The sequence below is a fragment of the Azospirillum sp. HJ39 genome, assembly GCF_041507355.1.
Lineage (GTDB): Bacteria > Pseudomonadota > Alphaproteobacteria > Azospirillales > Azospirillaceae > Azospirillum > Azospirillum thiophilum.
In genome coordinates this window covers 650305-670022 of sequence record NZ_CP167905.1, presented here as the reverse complement: position 1 = coordinate 670022, position 19718 = coordinate 650305, and the positions used below count along the sequence as shown (strand labels likewise).

Here is a 19718-nt window from a genome sequence, read left to right as displayed (position 1 = left end):
CCGGGCCGATCTTTCCGGAGGACAAGCCGATGACGAGCACCGTGACCACCGATGGCAACGACCTGCTGAGCGGCGACTGGCGGGCCGACACACTGCGTGGCGCCGCCGGGAACGACACGCTGTTCGGCGGTGACGGCAACGATTGGCTGGATGGCGGCGATGGTGACGACCGGCTGGACGGCGGGACGGGGACCAACAGCCTGCTCGGGGGGGCCGGGAACGACACGCTTCTGGGCGGCAGCGTCAGCGACACGCTGGACGGCGGCGCCGGCAACGACGTGATTTCCGGCGGGACGGGCAACGACCTGATCTCCGGCGGCGACGGGGCCGACAGCATCGATGGTGGGGAGAACGACGACAGCGTCGATGGCGGCAGCGGAAACGACAGCATCGTCGGCGGTGGTGGACGGGACGTGGTCGATGCCGGCGATGGCGACGATCTGGTGACGGATGGCAACGGTGTCTGGAGCGACGACCGCTTCGACGGCGGGGCCGGAAACGACACGCTGGATGGCGGCTTCGGCAGCGACACGTTGACCGGCGGAGCGGGCAACGACCGGCTGACTGTGGGGAACGACTACAATGGCGACCTGCTGGACGGCGGCGACGGCGACGACACGCTGACCGGCGGCATGGGGGCGGATCGGCTCGCCGATGGCGCGGGCGCCGATCTGGTCCGGGCCGGCGGCGGTGACGACCTGCTCGACCATGTGCTGTCCGATCAGGCTGCAGCCGACACGCTCGACGGCGGTGCCGGCTATGACCGGCTGCGGGTGGCGCTGAGCGCCGGGCAGGTGACGGCGGCCGTCGCCGCCGACCTCGTCCAGCTGGCCGAGTTCATCCAACGCCATGGCGACGATGGGCAGAGCTTCGCCGGACAGGCGATCCGGCTCGTCGCCAACAACTGGAACGCCCTGGAGGTGATGGTGGACGGCCGGACGGTGGCGGTCGGCGAGCTTGCCGGACTGGTCGTCGCGGCGCCCAACCGGGCCCCGGTGGTGAGCGACCTGTCCTTGACGGGAACCGAGGATACTCCCGTCACCGGGTCCGTCGGCGCGGTCGATCCCGATGGTGATCCGCTTGCCTACGGCATCGGCGCGGGGCCGGCCCATGGCCGTCTGGTCCTGGGCGGCGATGGCCGCTTCACCTACACACCCGACGCCGATTATGCCGGCAGCGACAGCTTCCGCATCGACGTGACCGATGGCCGCGGTGGGGTGGCCGCCCAGACAGTCACCGTCGCGCTGGCCGCCGTCAACGACGCCCCGGCTGCCACGACATTGGACGGCGTCGTCATCGCCGAACATGCGGCGGCCGGGACCGTCGTCGGCACCGCCCGCAGCCAGGATCCCGACGGCGACGCGCTGGTCTACAGCCTGAGCGAAAACGCCGGCGGGCGCTTCGTCATCGACGCGGCGACCGGCGTGCTGTCGGTCGCGGCGGGGGCCGATCTCGATTATGCACAGGCGCCGACCCATGCCGTGACCGTCCGTGTCACCGACGCCGCCGGGCTGAGCACGGACACGGTGTTCCACATCGGCGTCACCTCCGCCCGCGACGATGGCGCCGCCGATGTCGAGGGGCTGTCCCCGGCCGAGGAGCAGGCGTTCGAGGCGGCCGAGGCGCAGGGCGGCGGTGATGGCGCCGTGACCGGCGACTGGCGCGCCGAGACGCTGGAAGGCGGTGGCGGCAATGACACGCTCGGCAGCGGCGGTGGCGGCGGCACGCTTCTCGGCGGCTCCGGCGACGATCTGCTGAACGGCGATTGGGGCGAGGACAGCCTGCGCGGCGGGTCGGGCGCCGACACGCTCCGTGGCGGCTCCCAGAGCGACCGGCTGTTCGGCGGGTCCGGCGACGATGTGCTGGACGGCGGCAGCGAGGACGATACGCTCGACGGTGGAACCGGCAATGACACCCTGTCCGGCGGCAGCGGCGCCGACCTGCTCTATGGCGGCATGGGCGACGACCGGCTGGATGGCGGCACCGATGCCAACAGGCTCTATGGCGGCAGCGGCGCCGACACGCTGCAGGGCGGCGACGTGGCCGATACGCTGGACGGCGGCAGTGGCGACGACGTCATCAGCGGCGGCAGCGGCGGCGACAGCATCCGCGGCGGGGCCGGCGGCGACCGGATCGACGGCGGGGAGAACGACGACGTCATCGATGGCGGCAGCGGCAACGACACTATTGTCGGCGGCGGCGGCCGGGACGTGGTCGATGCCGGCGACGGCGACGATCTGGTGAGTGACGGCAACGGAGTCTGGAGCGACGACCGCTTCGACGGCGGGGCCGGCAACGACACGCTGGACGGCGGCCTGGGCAGCGACACGCTGATCGGCGGAACGGGCAACGACCGGCTGTCGGTGGGCAGCGATTACAACGGCGATTATCTGGATGGCGGCGACGGCGACGACACGCTGGCCGGCGGGCTGGGCACCGACACGCTGATTGGCGGGGCCGGCAACGATGTGCTGAAGGGCGGCGGCGGCAACGACGTCCTGATCGGCGGCGACGGCATCGATATCGCCGATTACTCGGCGGAGACCGCTGCCATCTCCATCGACCTTCAGACAGGCGAGGTGCATCACGGCGGTTGGATGGCCGACCGGCTGTCGGGCATCGAGACCATCCTTGCCGGCGGCGGCAACGACGCGCTGGCGGGCGACGGCGGCGACAATCGCCTGTCGGGCGGGGCGGGAGACGACAGCCTGTCGGGCGGTTCCGGCGACGACGTGCTGGACGGCGGCAGCGGTGCCGACACGCTGGATGGCGGTGCCGGCATCGACACCGCCACCTATGCGGCGTCCGCTGCCGGCGTGACCGTCGATCTGGCGGCAGGCACGGGGACCGGCGGCGACGCCGAGGGCGACCGGCTGACCGGCGTCGAGACTGTCACCGGCTCCGCCCAGGGCGACCGGCTCACCGGCGATGCCGGCGCGAACCGCCTTGACGGCGGAGCCGGGGACGACCTGCTCGCCGGGGCCGGCGGGGCCGACACGCTGGTCGGCGGCGAAGGAACCGATAGCGCCGATTATTCGGCCTCCGGCGCGGGGGTGGCGGTCGATCTGGCGGCCGGCTCGGGGGTCGGCGGCGATGCCGAGGGCGACGTGCTGGCGGGCGTCGAGAACCTCACCGGTTCGGCGCAGGGCGACCGGCTGACTGGCGACGGCGGCGCGAACGCTCTGGACGGCGGAGCGGGGGCCGACACGCTGGCCGGCGGCGAGGGGGCCGACACGCTGACCGGTGGCGAGGGTGTGGACACCGCCGACTATTCGGCCTCGGCCGATGGCGTGGGTGTCGATCTGTCGTCGGGGACGGTGGCGGGGGGTGACGCCGATGGCGATGTGCTGTCCGGCATCGAGAATCTGACCGGCTCCGAGCACGACGACCTGTTGGTGGGCGATGCGGCGGCCAATCTGCTGGACGGCCGAGGCGGCAACGATACCCTGATCGGGCTTGGCGGGGCCGACACGCTGGTCGGTGGCGATGGCACCGACCTTGCCGATTATTCGACCTCGGCCGATGGCGTGGGCGTCGATCTGTCCAGCGGTACGGGGGCCGGTGGCGACGCCGAGGGCGACCTGCTGAACGGCATCGAGGATCTGACCGGCTCCGCCTTCGGCGACCGGCTGACCGGCGATGCCGGAACCAACCGTATCGACGGCTCCGGCGGTGACGACACCCTGGCGGGGCTGGGTGGGGCTGACAGCCTGATCGGCGGCGACGGCATCGACAGTGCCGATTATTCGGCCTCCGCTGGCGGCGTGACGGTCGATCTGGCCGCCGGGACCGGTGCGGGCGGGGATGCCGAGGGCGACTCGCTGTCGGGGATCGAGAACGTCACCGGCTCCGCCCAGGGCGACCGGCTGACCGGTGACGGCGCCGCGAACAGTCTCGACGGCGGAGCGGGCGCCGACCTGCTGGCGGGCGCTGCCGGGGCTGACACGCTGACCGGTGGCGAAGGATCCGATACCGCCGATTATTCGGCATCGGCCGGCGGTATCGCGGTCGACCTCTCGGCCGGTGCCGGGGCCGGCGGCGATGCCGAGGGCGACGTCCTGTCGGGCATCGAGAATGTCACCGGGTCTGCCGCCGCCGATAGCCTTTCCGGCGATGGCGGGGCCAACCGTCTGGATGGTGGCGCCGGGAACGATTGGCTGTCCGGCGGTACCGGGGCCGATACCCTGATCGGTGGCGACGGCATCGACAGTGCCGACTATGTGGCGTCGGCGACGGGCGTCGATGTGAACCTGTCCAGCGGCATCGGTTCTGGCGGCGAGGCCGAAGGCGATATCCTGTCGGGCGTCGAGAACCTCGCCGGCTCCGATCATGACGACCGCCTGACCGGCGATGCGAACGCCAACCGGCTCGACGGGCGTGGGGGCAACGACACGCTGGTCGGGCTGGGCGGGGCGGATACGCTGGTCGGCGGCGACGGCATCGACACCGCGGAGTATCTGGGGTCGTCCGCCGCAGTGACCGTCAGTCTGGCGAGCGGCACCGGGACGGGGGCTGATGCCCAGGGCGACCGGCTGAGCGGAATCGAGAATCTGACCGGCTCCGCCTTCGGCGACCGTCTGACCGGCGACGGCGGTGCCAACATCCTGGACGGCGCGGGCGGCAACGACACGCTGGTTGGCGGGGCGGGGGCTGATACGCTGATCGGCGGGGCCGGCAACGACACTGCCGATTATTCGGCCTCATCGGCTGCGGTGACGGTCGATCTGTCGGCCGGAACCGGCCTCGGCGGCACGGCGGACGGCGACATGCTGATCGGGGTCGAGAATTTGTTCGGCACCACCCGCGCCGACCGGCTGGTTGGCGATGGGCAGGACAACATCCTGCGTGGCGGGGCGGGGGCAGACACGCTGGTCGGCGGTGACGGATCGGACACGGCCGATTACACCGGCTCGACGGTCGGCGTGACCGTCAACCTTGCCGACGGAACGGCCGATGGCGGCGATGCCACGGGCGACCTGCTGTCCGGCATCGAGAATCTGACCGGCTCGGCTGCTGCCGACCGGCTGACCGGCGACGGTGGGGCCAACCGCCTGCGCAGCGGCGCCGGCAACGACACGCTGATCGGCGGAAGCGGGGCCGACACGCTGAGCGGCGGGGCCGGCATCGACACCGCCGATTATTCGGCATCCCTTGCCGCGGTGTCGGTGGATCTGGCGACCGGCGTCGGCCATGGCGGCGATGCGGAAGGCGACCGGCTCGACGGGGTGGAGAACCTGATCGGCACCGGTCTTGCCGACCGGCTGACCGGCGATGCCGCCGCCAATTACCTCGACGGACGCGGCGGCGCCGACAGCCTGTCCGGCGGGGCCGGCGACGACAGCTTGCGGGTGCTGGACGACGGCTTCGCCAGCCTCGACGGCGGCAGCGGCTTCGACACGCTGCGTTTCGAGGGCGAGCGGCTGGTCGTCATCGGTGCCGATTCCGGCGGGGTCCGTGGCATCGAGATGATCGACCTGGCCCACCCGGGCCGCCAGATCCTGATTCTGAACGAACAGGGCATCCTGGCCAATACCGGCGGTGCACCGCTGTACGTCACCGGCGACCGCGGCGATCTGGTGACCTTCAAGGAATCCGGCTGGCGGCGCGGTGGCAGCGAAACCGTCGGGTCGATCCTCTACAACCTCTATTCCCGCGGCACGACCACGGTCCATGTCCAGGACGGGGTGCGGATGTTCGGCGATCTCATCGTCACCGGCACCGCCGGAGACGATCTGCTCACCGCGCCATCGGGTGCCGGCCATGTCGTGGTGTTCGGCGAGGGCGGCAACGACAGCTTGCGGCTCGGATCCGGATTCCGGCACGAGATCGCGCATCTGGTACGCATCGACGATGATCTGCACATCCTGTTCGACGCCCAGGGCGGCCCGGCCGGGGAGGACGGCTATGCCCGCGACCGCATCACCATCATGGGTCATTTCGCCGCCAACGGCGCCGCCGGGGCCGGGGACGGCAGCGTCCGCCAGATCGAGTTCGCCGACGGCGTGGTCTGGCCGGTGTGGGGCGACGATCTGCTGCTGGGCGGCACCGGCGACGACATCGTCGCCATCGAACCGGGCTTTGCCAGCCACAGCCTGCATGCCGATGCGGGGGTGAATGTCATCCGCTTCGGGTCCGACGTGAGCGCCGACGATCTGCGCCTGTCGCGCAAGGGCGACGACCTGGAGATCGGCATTGCCGGCACCGACCGCTCGCTTCTCCTCTTCAACCATTTCTCGGCGGAGGCGCTGGCCGGGGCCGGCAATGGCGGGGTGGAGGCGATCGAGCTGGCCGACGGCAGCCGCTGGCGCGTGCGCGGTACCGACATCCGCATCGGCAGCGGCGGCGACGACCGCATGGTCTTCGGCCTGGACGGCGGACAGACGACCCTTTATGGCAGCACGGGTGCCGACGGCATCGCCTTCGCGCTGGACATCGACCCGGACCGCATGCGGCTGAGCCGCGAGGGCGACGACCTGCGCATCTCCTACCAGGGCACCGGCGCCTCCTGGCTGATCAAGCAGCATTTCGACGGCAATCCCGACGGCTACCGGACGATCCGCTTCGGCGACGGCACCGAATGGGCCATCGACAACACCCGCCTGCTCGCCGGCACCGCCGCCGACGAGCGCGTCGAGATCGGCAGCGGGTTGGGCGAGCGCGTGCTGGCGACCGGCGGCGGCCGCGACGGGCTGGTCCTGGCTGCCGGCATCGTGCCGTCCCAGGTGGCGCTGCGCCGCGACGGCGACAAGCTGGTCATCGAGATCGGCGGCGGCACCGACCGGGTGGTCGTGCTCAACCATTTCAACGGCACGGGTGCCGGCAACGGCGTGCTGCCCAGCCTGACCTTCGCCGACGGGACGGTGTGGCCGCTCGACGCCGGGGCCGGTTTCCGCATCGGTGGCGACACCGGCGACGTCTTCGCCTTCAAGCCGGGCGACGGGGCCGTCACCCTGTTCGCCGGCAAGGGTGTCGACACGCTGAACCTCGCCTCGGCCATCGGCGCCGACAAGCTGGACTTCGCCCGCGTCGGCGACGACCTCGTCATTTCGGTGAAGGGCTCCACCGACAAGGTGACGGTGCTGAACCATTTCGCCGGTGGTTGGGGCGCGTCGCTGCTGGAGAATGTCTATGCCGGCGGGCGCTTCTGGAACCTGTCCGATCCGGCCCTGCTGATCGGCGGGGCCGGCGACGACAGCTATACGCTGACGGTGGGCGGCGGGGCCAAGTCGATCCTGCCCGGCGGCGGCAACGACCAGATCGTCATCGGTCCCGGCATCGACAAGGCGAGCGTGACCATGCAGCGGGTCGGCGACGATCTGGTGATCGGCCTGCGCACGCTGCCCGACAAGCTGACCGTGCAGAACCACTTTTCCGGCGGGGCGAGCGGCGGCGTCCACACGCTGCGATTCATCGATGGCGACACCTGGAACATCTGGGGCGCCAGCATCATGGTCGGCACCAGCGCCACGGATACTTTCACCGCCAATCCGGGCATCGGCAACGTCTCGCTTTACCCCGGCGGCGGCAGCGACCGGCTGCGGCTGGGCACCGGTTTCGACAGCCTGGACACGCTGGTGCGGCGGGTGGGCGACGATCTGGAGATCGTGCTGCGCGACGGCAGCGACAGTGTCAAGGTGCTGAACCATTTCCTGGGCAACGAGGCGCGCGACATCGCCTTCGCCGACGGCAGGATCTGGACGGTCGGCGGTCCCAATGCCCGGATCGGCAGCGATGGCGCCGACCGCTTCGTCCTGTCGCCCGGCATGGGAAATGTCGTCATCTATGGCGGCGGCAACCAGGGCGGCGGCGACCGCATCGAGGTGGCTGCCGGCATCGACCCGTCGACCGTCCGGCTGACCCGTGTCGGCAACGACCTGCGCGTCACCGCCGGCAGCGACAGCATGACCATCGTCAACCAGTTCGCCACCGGCGGCGTGGTGACGATACCCGAGATCGTCTTCCCCACCGGCGTCGTCTGGCCGATCGCCGGAACCAACGTCTTCATCAGCGGCGGCGGGGCGGAGACGATTCCAGCCGGCCCGATGTTCATCTATCCCGGCGCTCCCGGCCAGCATCTGGCCATCGACGCCGATCCGGCCACGACCCGCATCGTGCGCGTCGGCAACGACCTGCATCTGACCATCGTCGGCCTGCCGAACGAGATGATCGTCGTCAACCATTTCGCCATGAACGGCATCGGCGATCTCGTCTTCAACAACGGCACGACCTGGAACATCCAGGGCGGCAAGGTGCTGATCGGTGGCACCGGCCATGACGAGTTCGTGATCGAGCGCGGCATGGGCGACGTGATCGTCTATCCCGACAGTGCCGGCGACGATCGCCTGCGCTTCGTCGATACGGTGGATGGATCCAAGATCCGGGTTGCCCGCGTCGGCGACAATCTGCGCATCACCATCGACGGCACCGCGGATGCGCTGACCATCGTCAACCACTTCGCCGGCACGCCGATGGAGTCGCTGATCCGGCCAGACGGCTCGGAACTGTCTTTGACCGGCGACGGCCTGCTCATCGGCGGCCAGGGCGGAACCGTCTTCCTGGTCGGCGAGAACAGCGGGTCGAAGACCATCTATGCCGAGGGCGGCGACCGCGTGGTCTTCGACGACATCGACAGCACCGAGGTGCGGCTGATCCGCACCGGGTCAGATTTGCAGGTCTTCATCGACCGCACCCATCAGGTGGTGACGGTCCTCAATTACTTCGGCGGCGTCGGGTTGCTGGAGTTCGCCGATGGGCGGAATTTCGACCTGTCTTCGCCCTATACGCTGATCGGCGGCGGCGGTGGCGACCGCTTCACCATCGGCAAGACCGGTCCGGCCACTCAGATCGTCCATGCCGGCGGCGGTGGCAGCCAGATCGTCTTCGGCCCCGACGTGTCGCCCGGTGACGTCACCCTGCGCCAGGACGGCGTCGATCTGGTCGTCGCCTTCGTCGGCAGCGGTCGGGTCGTGCGTGTCGTCAACCACTTCACCGCACCCACCGACGGATTGGCGCGCGGGCTGGACGCCGTCACCTTCTCCGGCGGGGTGACGTTGAACCTGCAAGGCGACAGCGTGATGTTCGGCCAGCAGGGAACCGACGACTTCACCGTCCTGCCCGGCCAGGGCCACCGCTATCTCTTCCCCGGCGGCGGCAGTGACCGGCTGACCTTCGGCCCCGGCATCGACCCGGCGCTGGTGCGGATGGAGCGCGACGGCGTCAATCTGCACATGTTCACCGACGACGGCAGCGTCGATCTGACGGTGGTCAACCATTTCGGCCCCACCGGGCTGGCGGGCAGCGGCTCCGGCCTGTCCACCGTCAGCTATGGCGACGGCCAGATCTGGTCGGTCGCCGGCAACGGCATCCTGATCGGCAGCCGCGGCAACAACAGCTACAGCGTCGGCTCCGGCAGCGGCCCGGTGACGATCCACCCGGCGGGAGAGGACAACCGGCTGGTCTTCGGTGCCGGTGTCCCGCCGGCCAACCTGCGCCTCGTGCGCGAGCATGACGATCTGCGCATCGTCTCGGCCGACGGCACGGTCAATGTGCTGGTGGTCAATCATTTCCAGTTCCAACTCGACCAGGTGGCCTTTCCGACCGGCGCGCCGTGGAATCTGGGGGCCGGCAACGTCTTCATCGGCGGCGACGGCCCGTCGGCTTTCCGGTTCGGCAGCATCGACACCGACCTGATCGTGTTCCCCGGCAGCGGCGACACGGTGGGCCTGCCGGACGGGCTCGACTGGAAGGACGTGGTGCTGTCGCGCTCGGGCGGTGACCTGATCGTCCAGGTCCGCGCCACCGGCCGGCAGATCCGCATCGTCAACCATTTCTCGGCGAGCGACGGAACCGGCGGGCTGGCCGGGTTGACCTTTGCCGACGGCACCACCATGCCGCTGGGCGAACTGGCGGTGCTGGGCGGCACCGGCGGCGATCTGCTGACCGGAACGGCGACCGACGACCTGCTGCTGGGCCAGGACGGCGACGACCGCCTGAGCGGCAGCGGCGGCAACGACACGCTGATCGGTGGCATCGGCAACGACACGCTGGATGGCGGGGCCGGCAACGACGTCTATGTCTATCGCATCGGCGATGGGCGCGATTATATCCTGGACAGCGCCGGCCTCGACCGCATCGAGTTCGGTCCCGGCATCGGCCGGGGCGATCTCTATTTCGCCCGCTTCGGCAATGACCTCTACATCCGTTTCCGCGGGCGGCCGAGTGACGAGATTGTCGTTACCGGCCGCTTCAACCTTGCTGGCGATGGCTCCTCCTTCGTCGAGCGGTTGGCCTTTGCCGACGGCACCGGCTTTGATCTGACCCGCACCGACATTGCGCTGGAAACCGATGCGAACAACGCCAGCGAATATCTGCAGGGCTACAATGTCGGCGACTGGATCAACGGCCGGGGTGGTGACGACACCATCTATGGCTATGACGGCAACGACACGCTGATCGGAGATACCGGGTGGGAGGTGATGTACGGCGGCGATGGCGACGACCTGATCGACAGCCGCGGCGATCCCGGCACCGACGGTCGTTACGACCGTTCCTACGGTGAGGCTGGCAACGACACCATTCTGGGCGGCGGCGGCTCCGACAGCCTGTTCGGCGGTACCGGCGATGACAGCCTGTCGGGCGGTGGCGGCAACGACAGCATCGACGGCGAGGATGGTGATGACAACATCGAGGGCGGCGATGGCGCCGATACCCTCCATGGCCGTGCCGGCAACGACACGCTGGACGGTGGGGCCGGCAACGACACGCTCTATAGCGGGAGCGGCGACGACCTGATCCGCTATGGCGGTGGCAGCGATACCGTCACCAACGAGGGCGGCGCCGACGTCCTGGAGATGGGGGCCGGCATCACCCGCGCCGATCTCTATTTCGCGCGCTTCGATAACGATCTCTACATCCGTTTCCGCAACTCGGTGGAACAGATCGTCCTGACCGGCCGCTTCGTTGGGCCCGGCGATGGGGCCATCTTCGTGCAGAAACTGCGCTTTGCCGATGGCACGGAGTTCGCCGTCACGGCGCAGGACATCGCCTTGGAAACGGTGGCGACCGACTACAGCGAAAGGCTGGAGGGCTACAATGTCGGCGACATCATCCGCGGCCAGGGCGGCAACGACACCATTTACGGCTATGCCGGTGACGACAGCCTCGACGGCGGCGCGGGCGACGATTTCCTCCATGCCGGCGGCGGCAGTGACAGTGCCGACGGCGGCGACGGTGCCGACGCCCTGTATGGCGACACCGGTCACGACAGGCTGTCGGGCGGAACCGGCAACGACAGCCTCTATGGCGAGGCGGGGGAGGATTCCTTGTCCGGTGGCGACGGCACCGACTTCCTGTCGGGCGGCGACGGCGCCGACAGCCTGGCCGGCGGGGCGGGGGCCGACACGCTGGACGGTGGGGTCGGCAACGACCTGCTGGAAGCGGGCGACGGCGACGACAGCCTGCTGGCCGGCGATGGCGACGACACGCTGGCGGGTGGCGGCGGCACCGACCGGCTGTTCACCGGGGCCGGCAACGACACCGTCCGCTTCGACGGCGGGCGCGAGACCATCACCAACGAAGGCGGCTTCGACACTCTGGTGATCGGCGGCGGGCTGACCAAGCCGGACATGTATTACGCCCGTTTCGGAAAGGACCTGTATCTGCGCTTCCGCAACCGCAGCGACGAGGTGGTGCTGACCGGCCGCTTCGACGGCGACGGCGATGGGACGAGCCATGTCCAGCGTGTCCTGTTCGCCGACGGGCAGGAAGCCGACCTGACCGATCCGGCCCTGGTGCTGGAAACGGTGGCGAACGAGTTCAACGAAACGCTGGAGGGCTACAACGCCGACGACACCATCAGCGGCCTGGGCGGCACCGACACCATCCTTGGTTATGGCGGCGACGATCTGCTGGATGGCGGAGCCGGCAACGACGTGCTGTTCGGCGGTGCCGGCGACGACCGGCTGATCGGCGGCATCGGGGCCGACCGGTTGGAGGGCGGTGACGGCGACGACACGCTGGAAGGTGGCGACGATGCCGACCTTCACTATGGCGGAGCCGGCGACGACCAGATCGCCGGCGGTGCCGGCACCGATTATATGGAGGGCGGCGACGGCAATGACAGCCTGTCGGGCGATGCCGGCAACGACACGCTGTACGGCGATGCCGGCAATGACAGTCTTCAGGGCGGCGATGGCAACGATAGTCTTCAGGGCGGCGACGGGGCCGACACGCTGGAGGGCGGATCTGGAACCAACACCATCCTGACCGGTCAGGGCGACGACGTGATCCGCTATAGCGGCGGGCGCGAGATCATCACCAACGAGGGTGGCAGCGACGTCCTGGAAATCCGCGCCGGGTTGAGGCGCGAGGATCTCTATTTCGCCCGCTTCGGCAATGACCTTTATCTGCGTTTCCGCAATGCTGCCGACGAGATCGTGCTGAAGAACCGCTTCAATGGCGCGGCCGACGGGGCGAGCTATGTCCAGCGCGTCGTCTTTATCGACGGGCAGGAGGTGGATCTGACCGATCCGACCCTGAAGCTGGAAACGCTGGCGACCGACGGGTCGGAGACGCTGGAGGGCTACAATGTCGGCGACCTGATCCAGGGGATTGGCGGCAACGACACCCTCTATGGCTATGCCGGTGACGACACGTTGGACGGCGGGGTCGGCAATGACCAGATCTATGGCGGGATCGGCAACGACACGCTGACCGGCGGCGCCGGTGCCGACCGGCTGGAGGGCGAGGACGGCAACGACCTGTTGCAGGGTGGCGATGGCAACGACAGCCTGACCGGTGGGGCCGGCGACGACACGCTGCTGGGCGGGCTGGGTGCTGACCAATTCTATGGCGGGGCGGGCGACGACCTGATCGACAACCGCGACGATGCCGGTGCCGGTGCTTCGGTGAACGTCGCCTACGGCGAGGCGGGCAACGATACCATCCTGGGCGGTGATGCCGGCGAGACCTTCGCCGGTGGCGATGGCGATGACTGGCTGGAGGGCAATGCCGGCAACGACTGGCTGGAGGGCAACGCCGGCAAGGACAGCCTGCAGGGTGGCGACGGCGACGACAGCCTGCAGGGTGGCGACGGGGCAGACACGCTGGAGGGCGGATCGGGCATCAACACGATCCTGACCGGCCAGGGCGACGACGTGATCCGCTACAGCGGCGGACGCGATACCATCACCAACGAGGGCGGCAGCGACATCCTGGAAATCCGCACCGGGTTGAGGCGCGAGGATCTGTATTTCGCCCGCTTCGGAAACGACCTCTATCTACGTTTCCGCAATGCCGCCGACGAGATTGTGCTGAAGAACCGCTTCAATGGCGCCGGCGACGGGGCGAGCTATGTCCAGCGCGTCGTCTTTGCCGACGGGCAGGAGGTGGATCTGACCGATCCGGCCCTGAAGCTGGAAACGCTGGCGACCGGGATGTCGGAAAAGTTGGAGGGCTACAATGTCGGCGACCTGATCCAGGGGATTGGCGGCAACGATACCGTCTTCGGCTATACCGGTACTGATACGCTGGATGGCGGGGCGGGCAACGACACGCTCGACGGCGGGGCGGATGGCGATCTGCTGCTGGGAAGCGGTGGCAGCGATCGGCTGGAAGGTGGAGATGGGAACGACACGCTCGACGGCGGCGACGGGGACGACACGCTCTATGGCGATGTCGGCGACGATATCCTGATCGGCGGGGCCGGCAACAACACGATCTACGGCGGAACCGGCAGCAACGTCATCCGCTTCGATGGCGGCCAAGACGTCGTCTACAACACCGGCGGCAACGACGTCATCGAACTGGATGCATCTTTCGACAAGGCCAGTCTCTATTTCTCCCGCTTAGGCAATGACCTTTATGTGCGCTTTACCGGCCGGACGGACCAGGTCATCGTCAAGGACCGTTTCAACGGTGCCGGCGACGGCGCCGCCTATGCCCAGACGTTGCGGTTCGCCGATGGATCGCTGGACGATCTGAGCCGCAAGGATCTGGTGATCCAGACGATTGGCGGTGCCGGAAGCGAGAAGCTGGAAGGCTACAATGTCGGTGACACCCTCGACGGTCAGACCGGGAACGATACCATATACGGCTATGGCGGCGACGACACGCTGACCGGTGGAGCCGACAGTGACGATCTGCACGGCGGCAGTGGCGCGGATCGTCTCGATGGTGGAGCGGGCAACGACCTGGTTTATGGCGGTGCGGGCAACGACAGCGTTTCCGGTGGAAGCGGCGAAGATCGCCTTTGGGGCGATGAGATATCAACAACGGGCAATGAAGCCATTACAATCCGTGTCCGTGCACAGACCTATGGGTTGCTCAGCTCGGTGCTTAGGGTATGGCTGGATAATACCGTGGTTGGCGAAGCAACGGTCACCGCCGTCGGAGTCTATAACCACATTGGTTATGACCAGTGGCAGGACCTTGTATTCACGGTCCGCGATCGGGATTACGCTGGAACTCTGCGGCTGGAGACGGTTGCCACATTCCCTTACAGTGGCCTGACTTTCATAGGGCTGTTCTTTGCGGGCGCTGAAATCAACGGAATCCCGATTCCGGGTGTCGGCGGTGCGCAGATCAAATTCGGCAACTCAAGCAGCTTTGGTGTTTCCGCGGCTTTGCCGCCTCCTGCAGTCGAAGGACCCATCGGCAATGATTCATTGGCGGGCGATGCCGGAAACGACGCGCTCAGCGGCGGCCAGGGCAGCGACAGCCTGTCGGGCGACAGCGGCAACGACACCATCCTGGGCGGTGCCGGCAACGACACCATCCTCGGCGGCAGCGGGTCCGACGAGATGCATGGCGGTGCCGGCGACGACCTGATCGACAACCGCGACGATCCGAACGCCGGCGGGATCAATGACGCCTCCTATGGCGGCAGCGGCACCGACACCATTTATGGTGGCGGCGGCATCGACGTTGCCTATGGCGGGGCTGGAAACGACCTGATCGACGGCGGCGGCGGCACCGATTACCTCTATGGCGAGGATGGTGCCGATTCCGTGCTTGGCGGCGCCGGGGCCGACTATCTCTATGGCCAGGCCGGCAACGACACGCTGGACGGCAATGCTGGCACCGATACCATCGACGGCGGGGCCGGCGACGACCTGATCCGCTTTACCGCAGGCGAGGGGATCGACATCATCACCGGCGGTGGCGGCGCCGACGTGCTGGAACTGGATGCCGGCCTGAACCGGGAGCGGATGTATCTCTCGCGCATCGGCGCAGATCTGCACCTGAATTTCCGCGACACCGGTGACCGGATCATCCTGGCCGGCCGTTTCAATGGCGATGGAGACGGGGCAAACTATGTCCAGACGGTGAAATTCGCCGATGGAAGCAGCGTCGATCTTGCGGCCCAGACCATCGTGGTGGAAACCCACGGCCAGGACATGGCCGAAACCCTCTACGGCTACAATGCCAACGACAGCATCGATGGCGCTGGCGGCAACGATACCCTTTACGGCTATGCCGGCGCCGATTTGCTGACCGGTGGCGATGGCAACGACGTGCTTTATGGCGGAACCGGCGCGGACCGGCTGATCGGCGGTGTCGGAGCCGATACCCTCGACGGTGGCGAGGGGGGCGACAGCCTGTCGGGCGCCGCCGGCAACGACAACCTGTATGGCTATGCCGGCAATGACACGCTGTCGGGTGGCGACGGTGCCAATTACATCGATGGCGGTGCCGGCGACGACGTTATCCTGTACGAGGGCGGTGCCGACACCATCGTCGGCGGCGGCGGCAACGACGAACAGGTCTTCGGTGAAGGCTATACCTTGGCCGGCCTGCGTCTGGAGCGCTTCGGCAATGATCTGCATCTGGTCTTCGACGATCTCGGCAAGCGGATCGTCATCGCCAACCGCTTCAAGGACAATGGCGAGGGGGGGAACTATGTACAGACCCTGCGCTTTGCCGACGACAGCACGTTTGACCTGTCGCGCACCGATCTGGTGATCCTGACCCGCGACAGCGATGCGGGCCATGTACTGGAAGGCTACAATGCCGGCGACGTCATCCGAGGCAATGGCGGTACCGACGCCATCTCCGGCTATGGCGGCGACGACACGCTGTATGGCGGCGCCGGTGCCGACGCCCTGTACGGCGGCGATGGCAACGACCTGATCGACAGCCGGGACGAGACGGCGAGCGGCGACTCCGCCTATGGTCAGGCCGGCAACGACACGCTCTATGGCGGTTCCCTCAACGACGCGCTCCATGGCGGCGACGGCGACGACCTGATCGAGGGCAATGCCGGCAACGACTCCATCCAGGGCAATGACGGCCGGGACAGCCTGTCCGGCGGCACCGGCACCGATAGCCTGGTTGGCGGCGCCGACAACGATACCCTCTCCGGCGATGACGGCAACGATTACCTGAACGGCGAGGCCGGTGACGACAGCCTGTCGGGTGGGGCCGGGACCGACACGCTCTATGGCGGGGCAGGGGCGGACAGATTGTCGGGTGGCGACGATGCCGACTCGCTTTTTGGCGAGGATGGCAACGACACACTGACCGGTGGCGCCGGTGCCAATTGGATCGTCACCGGCGCCGGCGACGACCTCGTGCTCTATCAGGGCGGCTCTGACACGGTGGTCGGAGGTGGCGGCAATGACACGTTGTCCATCGGCGTCGGCTACAGCCGCGACGACGTGCGGTTCGAACGCTACGGTGCCGACCTGCATCTCCGCTTCAACGGCAAGTCCGACCGGATCGTCATCGCCAACCGCTTCAGCGGTGCCGGCAATGGTGCCAATTATCTGCAAACCCTGTTGTTCGGCGACGGCCGCACCGTCGACCTGAGCGATCCCGCCCTGGCGATCGACACCTGGGACGATGCTGCAGCCCGCACGCTGGAAGGGTATGCCGCCTCGGACACCATCCGTGGCGGCGGCGGCAACGACGCCATCTATGGCTATGGCGGCGACGACAGTCTGTATGGCGGGGCGGGAAGCGATCTGGTGTATGGCGGCGCCGGAAACGATCTGCTCGACAGCAGCGATGACGAGACCGGCAACGACTCGCTGTCCGGCGAGGACGGCGATGACAGCCTGCGTGGCGGGGGAGGTGCCGATGCCCTTGTCGGCGGTGCCGGCAACGACACGCTCGACGGTGGCGCCGGTAACGACACCCTGTCGGGCGGCGACGGCGCCGACATGCTGTCCGGCGGTGCCGGTAACGACACCCTTTCGGGCGGCGACGGTGCCGACACGCTGTCCGGCGGCGCCGGCAATGATGTCCTCAGTGGCGATGCCGGCAACGACACGCTCGATGGCGGCACCGGCAACGACGCCCTGTCGGGTGGTGACGGCACCGACGAGCTGTCCGGTGGCGATGGCAACGATACGCTCAATGGCGGGGCCGGCAACGACCTTCTCCATGGCGAGGCGGGCGACGACAGCATTCACGGTGGCAACGGGGACGATGTCGTCCATGGCGGGGCCGGCAACGACCTTCTCCAGGGCGAGTCGGGCAACGACACCATTCAGGGCGGCGTCGGCGACGATGCCATAGACGCCGGTGCCGGTGACGATCTGGTGATCTATGACGGTGGTCGGGACACCGTCTTGGGGGGAGGCGGCAACGACACGCTGCTGTTCGGCGAAGGGTTCGAGGCCGACCAGCTTTATTTCGCGCGCTCCGACAACAATCTGGTGCTGCAATTCCGCAACCGGACGGAGCAGGTTGTCATTTCCAACCGCTTCAACGGTGCGGGCGACGGCAGCAACTATCTGCAGGCGGTCCGCTTCCAGGACGGGACGGAGGTACTGCTGTCGAACCCGGCTCTGCGGCTGGAAACCGCTGGCGGCGAGGGCGGCGACACGCTGTTCGGTTATGTCAACGGCGACCTGATCGACGGGCGGGGCGGCAACGACATGCTGTTCGGCCAGGGCGGCAACGACACGCTGATCGGTGGCACGGGCCGCGACGAACTGCATGGCGGCGCCGGCGACGACCTGCTGGACAGCCGGGCCGACCTTGCGGAAAGCGGCGACTACGACGTTGCCTATGGCGAGGCGGGCAACGACACCCTGCTGGGTGGCTCCGGCAAGGATAGCCTGTCGGGTGGCGACGGCAATGACGAGATCGAGGCCGGCGATGGCGGGGACATGCTGTCCGGCGGTGCCGATGACGACAGCCTGATCGGTGGAGCCGGCGCCGACACGTTGGTGGGTGGTACCGGACGGGATTCGCTGGAGGGTGGCGACGGCAACGACATCCTGATCGGCGATGCCAGTTCGGAAAGCGATACCAACCTGTTCGAGGCGAGGGAAACCGTGCTCGACGGAACCTATACCGTTGGCTGGGGCAGTGCCGACCTGAATCCCCGTATGCTAGGGGATGTGAATGGCGATGGCCGTGCCGATATCGTCGGTTTTTCCGGCAGCACCGTTCTGGTTTCCCTGGCGCAGGCCGATGGAGGCTTCGGGCCGAGCCAGCTTGGCTATGACGGCGCCTTCACGCCCAAATACGGCTGGAACAGCCAGAACATCAATTCCCGGCAGTTGGCCGATGTGAACGGCGATGGCCGGGCGGACATCGTTGGTTTTGCGAACAATGATGTACTGGTCGCCCTCGGCAAGGTGGATGGCAGCTTTGCGCCGGCGCAGACGGCGTTGAGCGGGAATTTCACCTACAACACGGGCTGGACCAATATGGCACAATATCCCCGCTTGCTCGGGGATGTGAACGGCGATGGCCGGGCGGACATCGTCGCTTTCTCCAGCACTTCCGTGATCGCGGCCCTGGGACAGGCTGACGGAACCTTCGGTGCAGTCAAGGTTGCCTTCAATGGCAACTTCACGACCAGTTACGGCGGTTGGTACAACGAAAATGACTTCCCGCGCGTTCTCGGCGATGTCGACGGTGACGGCATGACCGACATCGTCGGCTTCGGCCTCAATCAGGTCTTCATCGCCCGCGGCCGGGCCGACGGCACCTTCGGCCCGATTGCCGTGGCCTACAGCGATAATTTCGCAAAGTACACGGGCGGCTGGACAACCCAGGATCAGTATCCCCGTGCGTTGGCCGATGTGAATGGCGATGGTCGGGTGGACATCGTCGGCTTTGCCACAGATGGAGCCTATGTGTCATATGGGCAGGCCGATGGCACCTTCGGCCGGACCCGTCTCGGCGTCAGCGATTATGGTTATCAAGTCTGGAGCAACTTCAACACCAATCCACGTCTTGTGGCCGATGTCGATGGCGATGGCCGCGCCGACATCGTCGGCTTCGGTTCCAACTCCGTCGTGGTGTCCCGATCCGTCTCAGAAAACGATACATTGAGCGGTGGGGCCGGGGACGACACGCTGGCCGGCGGGCTGGGCGACGATCTGTACCGGTTCGGGCGCGGTGGCGGGCATGACCGCATCGTCGAGAATGACAGCAAGATCAGCACCGACCGGCTGGTGTTCGATGCCGGCATCGATGCCCATCAGCTGTGGTTCAGCAAGTCGGGCAACGATCTGGAGGTGCAGGTGATCGGCACCGCCGACATGGTGACGGTCGCCGGCTGGTACAGCGGTGCCGAGCACCGCATGGACAGCATAGAAACCGCCGATGGAACCGTGCTGCTGGATTCCATGGTGGACCGGCTGGTCCAGGCGATGGCGGGGTTCGCTCCGCCGCCGGCCGGTACGATGAGCATCGATCCCGATGTTTACCCTCAGGTCGAAACAGCCATCACCGCCTCGTGGCGGTGAGAGGCAGTGGCG

1 protein-coding gene is annotated in these 19718 nt (G+C 67.8%); it reads left to right on the top strand.

Features of this window, described 5'->3' with window-relative positions; genetic code table 11:
* Nucleotides 1–29: 29 nt before the first annotated feature.
* Nucleotides 30–19706 carry a calcium-binding protein gene (locus ABMY26_RS03600; RefSeq protein ID WP_372395100.1) on the top strand — a complete coding sequence of 6559 codons (19677 nt, stop codon included), beginning with the start codon at nt 30–32 and terminating at the stop codon, nt 19704–19706.
* The last annotated feature ends 12 nt before the right edge of the window (nt 19707–19718 follow it).

Coding starts and splice junctions, on each gene's coding strand:
- ABMY26_RS03600 (WP_372395100.1), top strand. CDS start 30: ATGACGAGCACCGTGACCACCGATGGCAACGACCTGCTGAGCGGCGAC.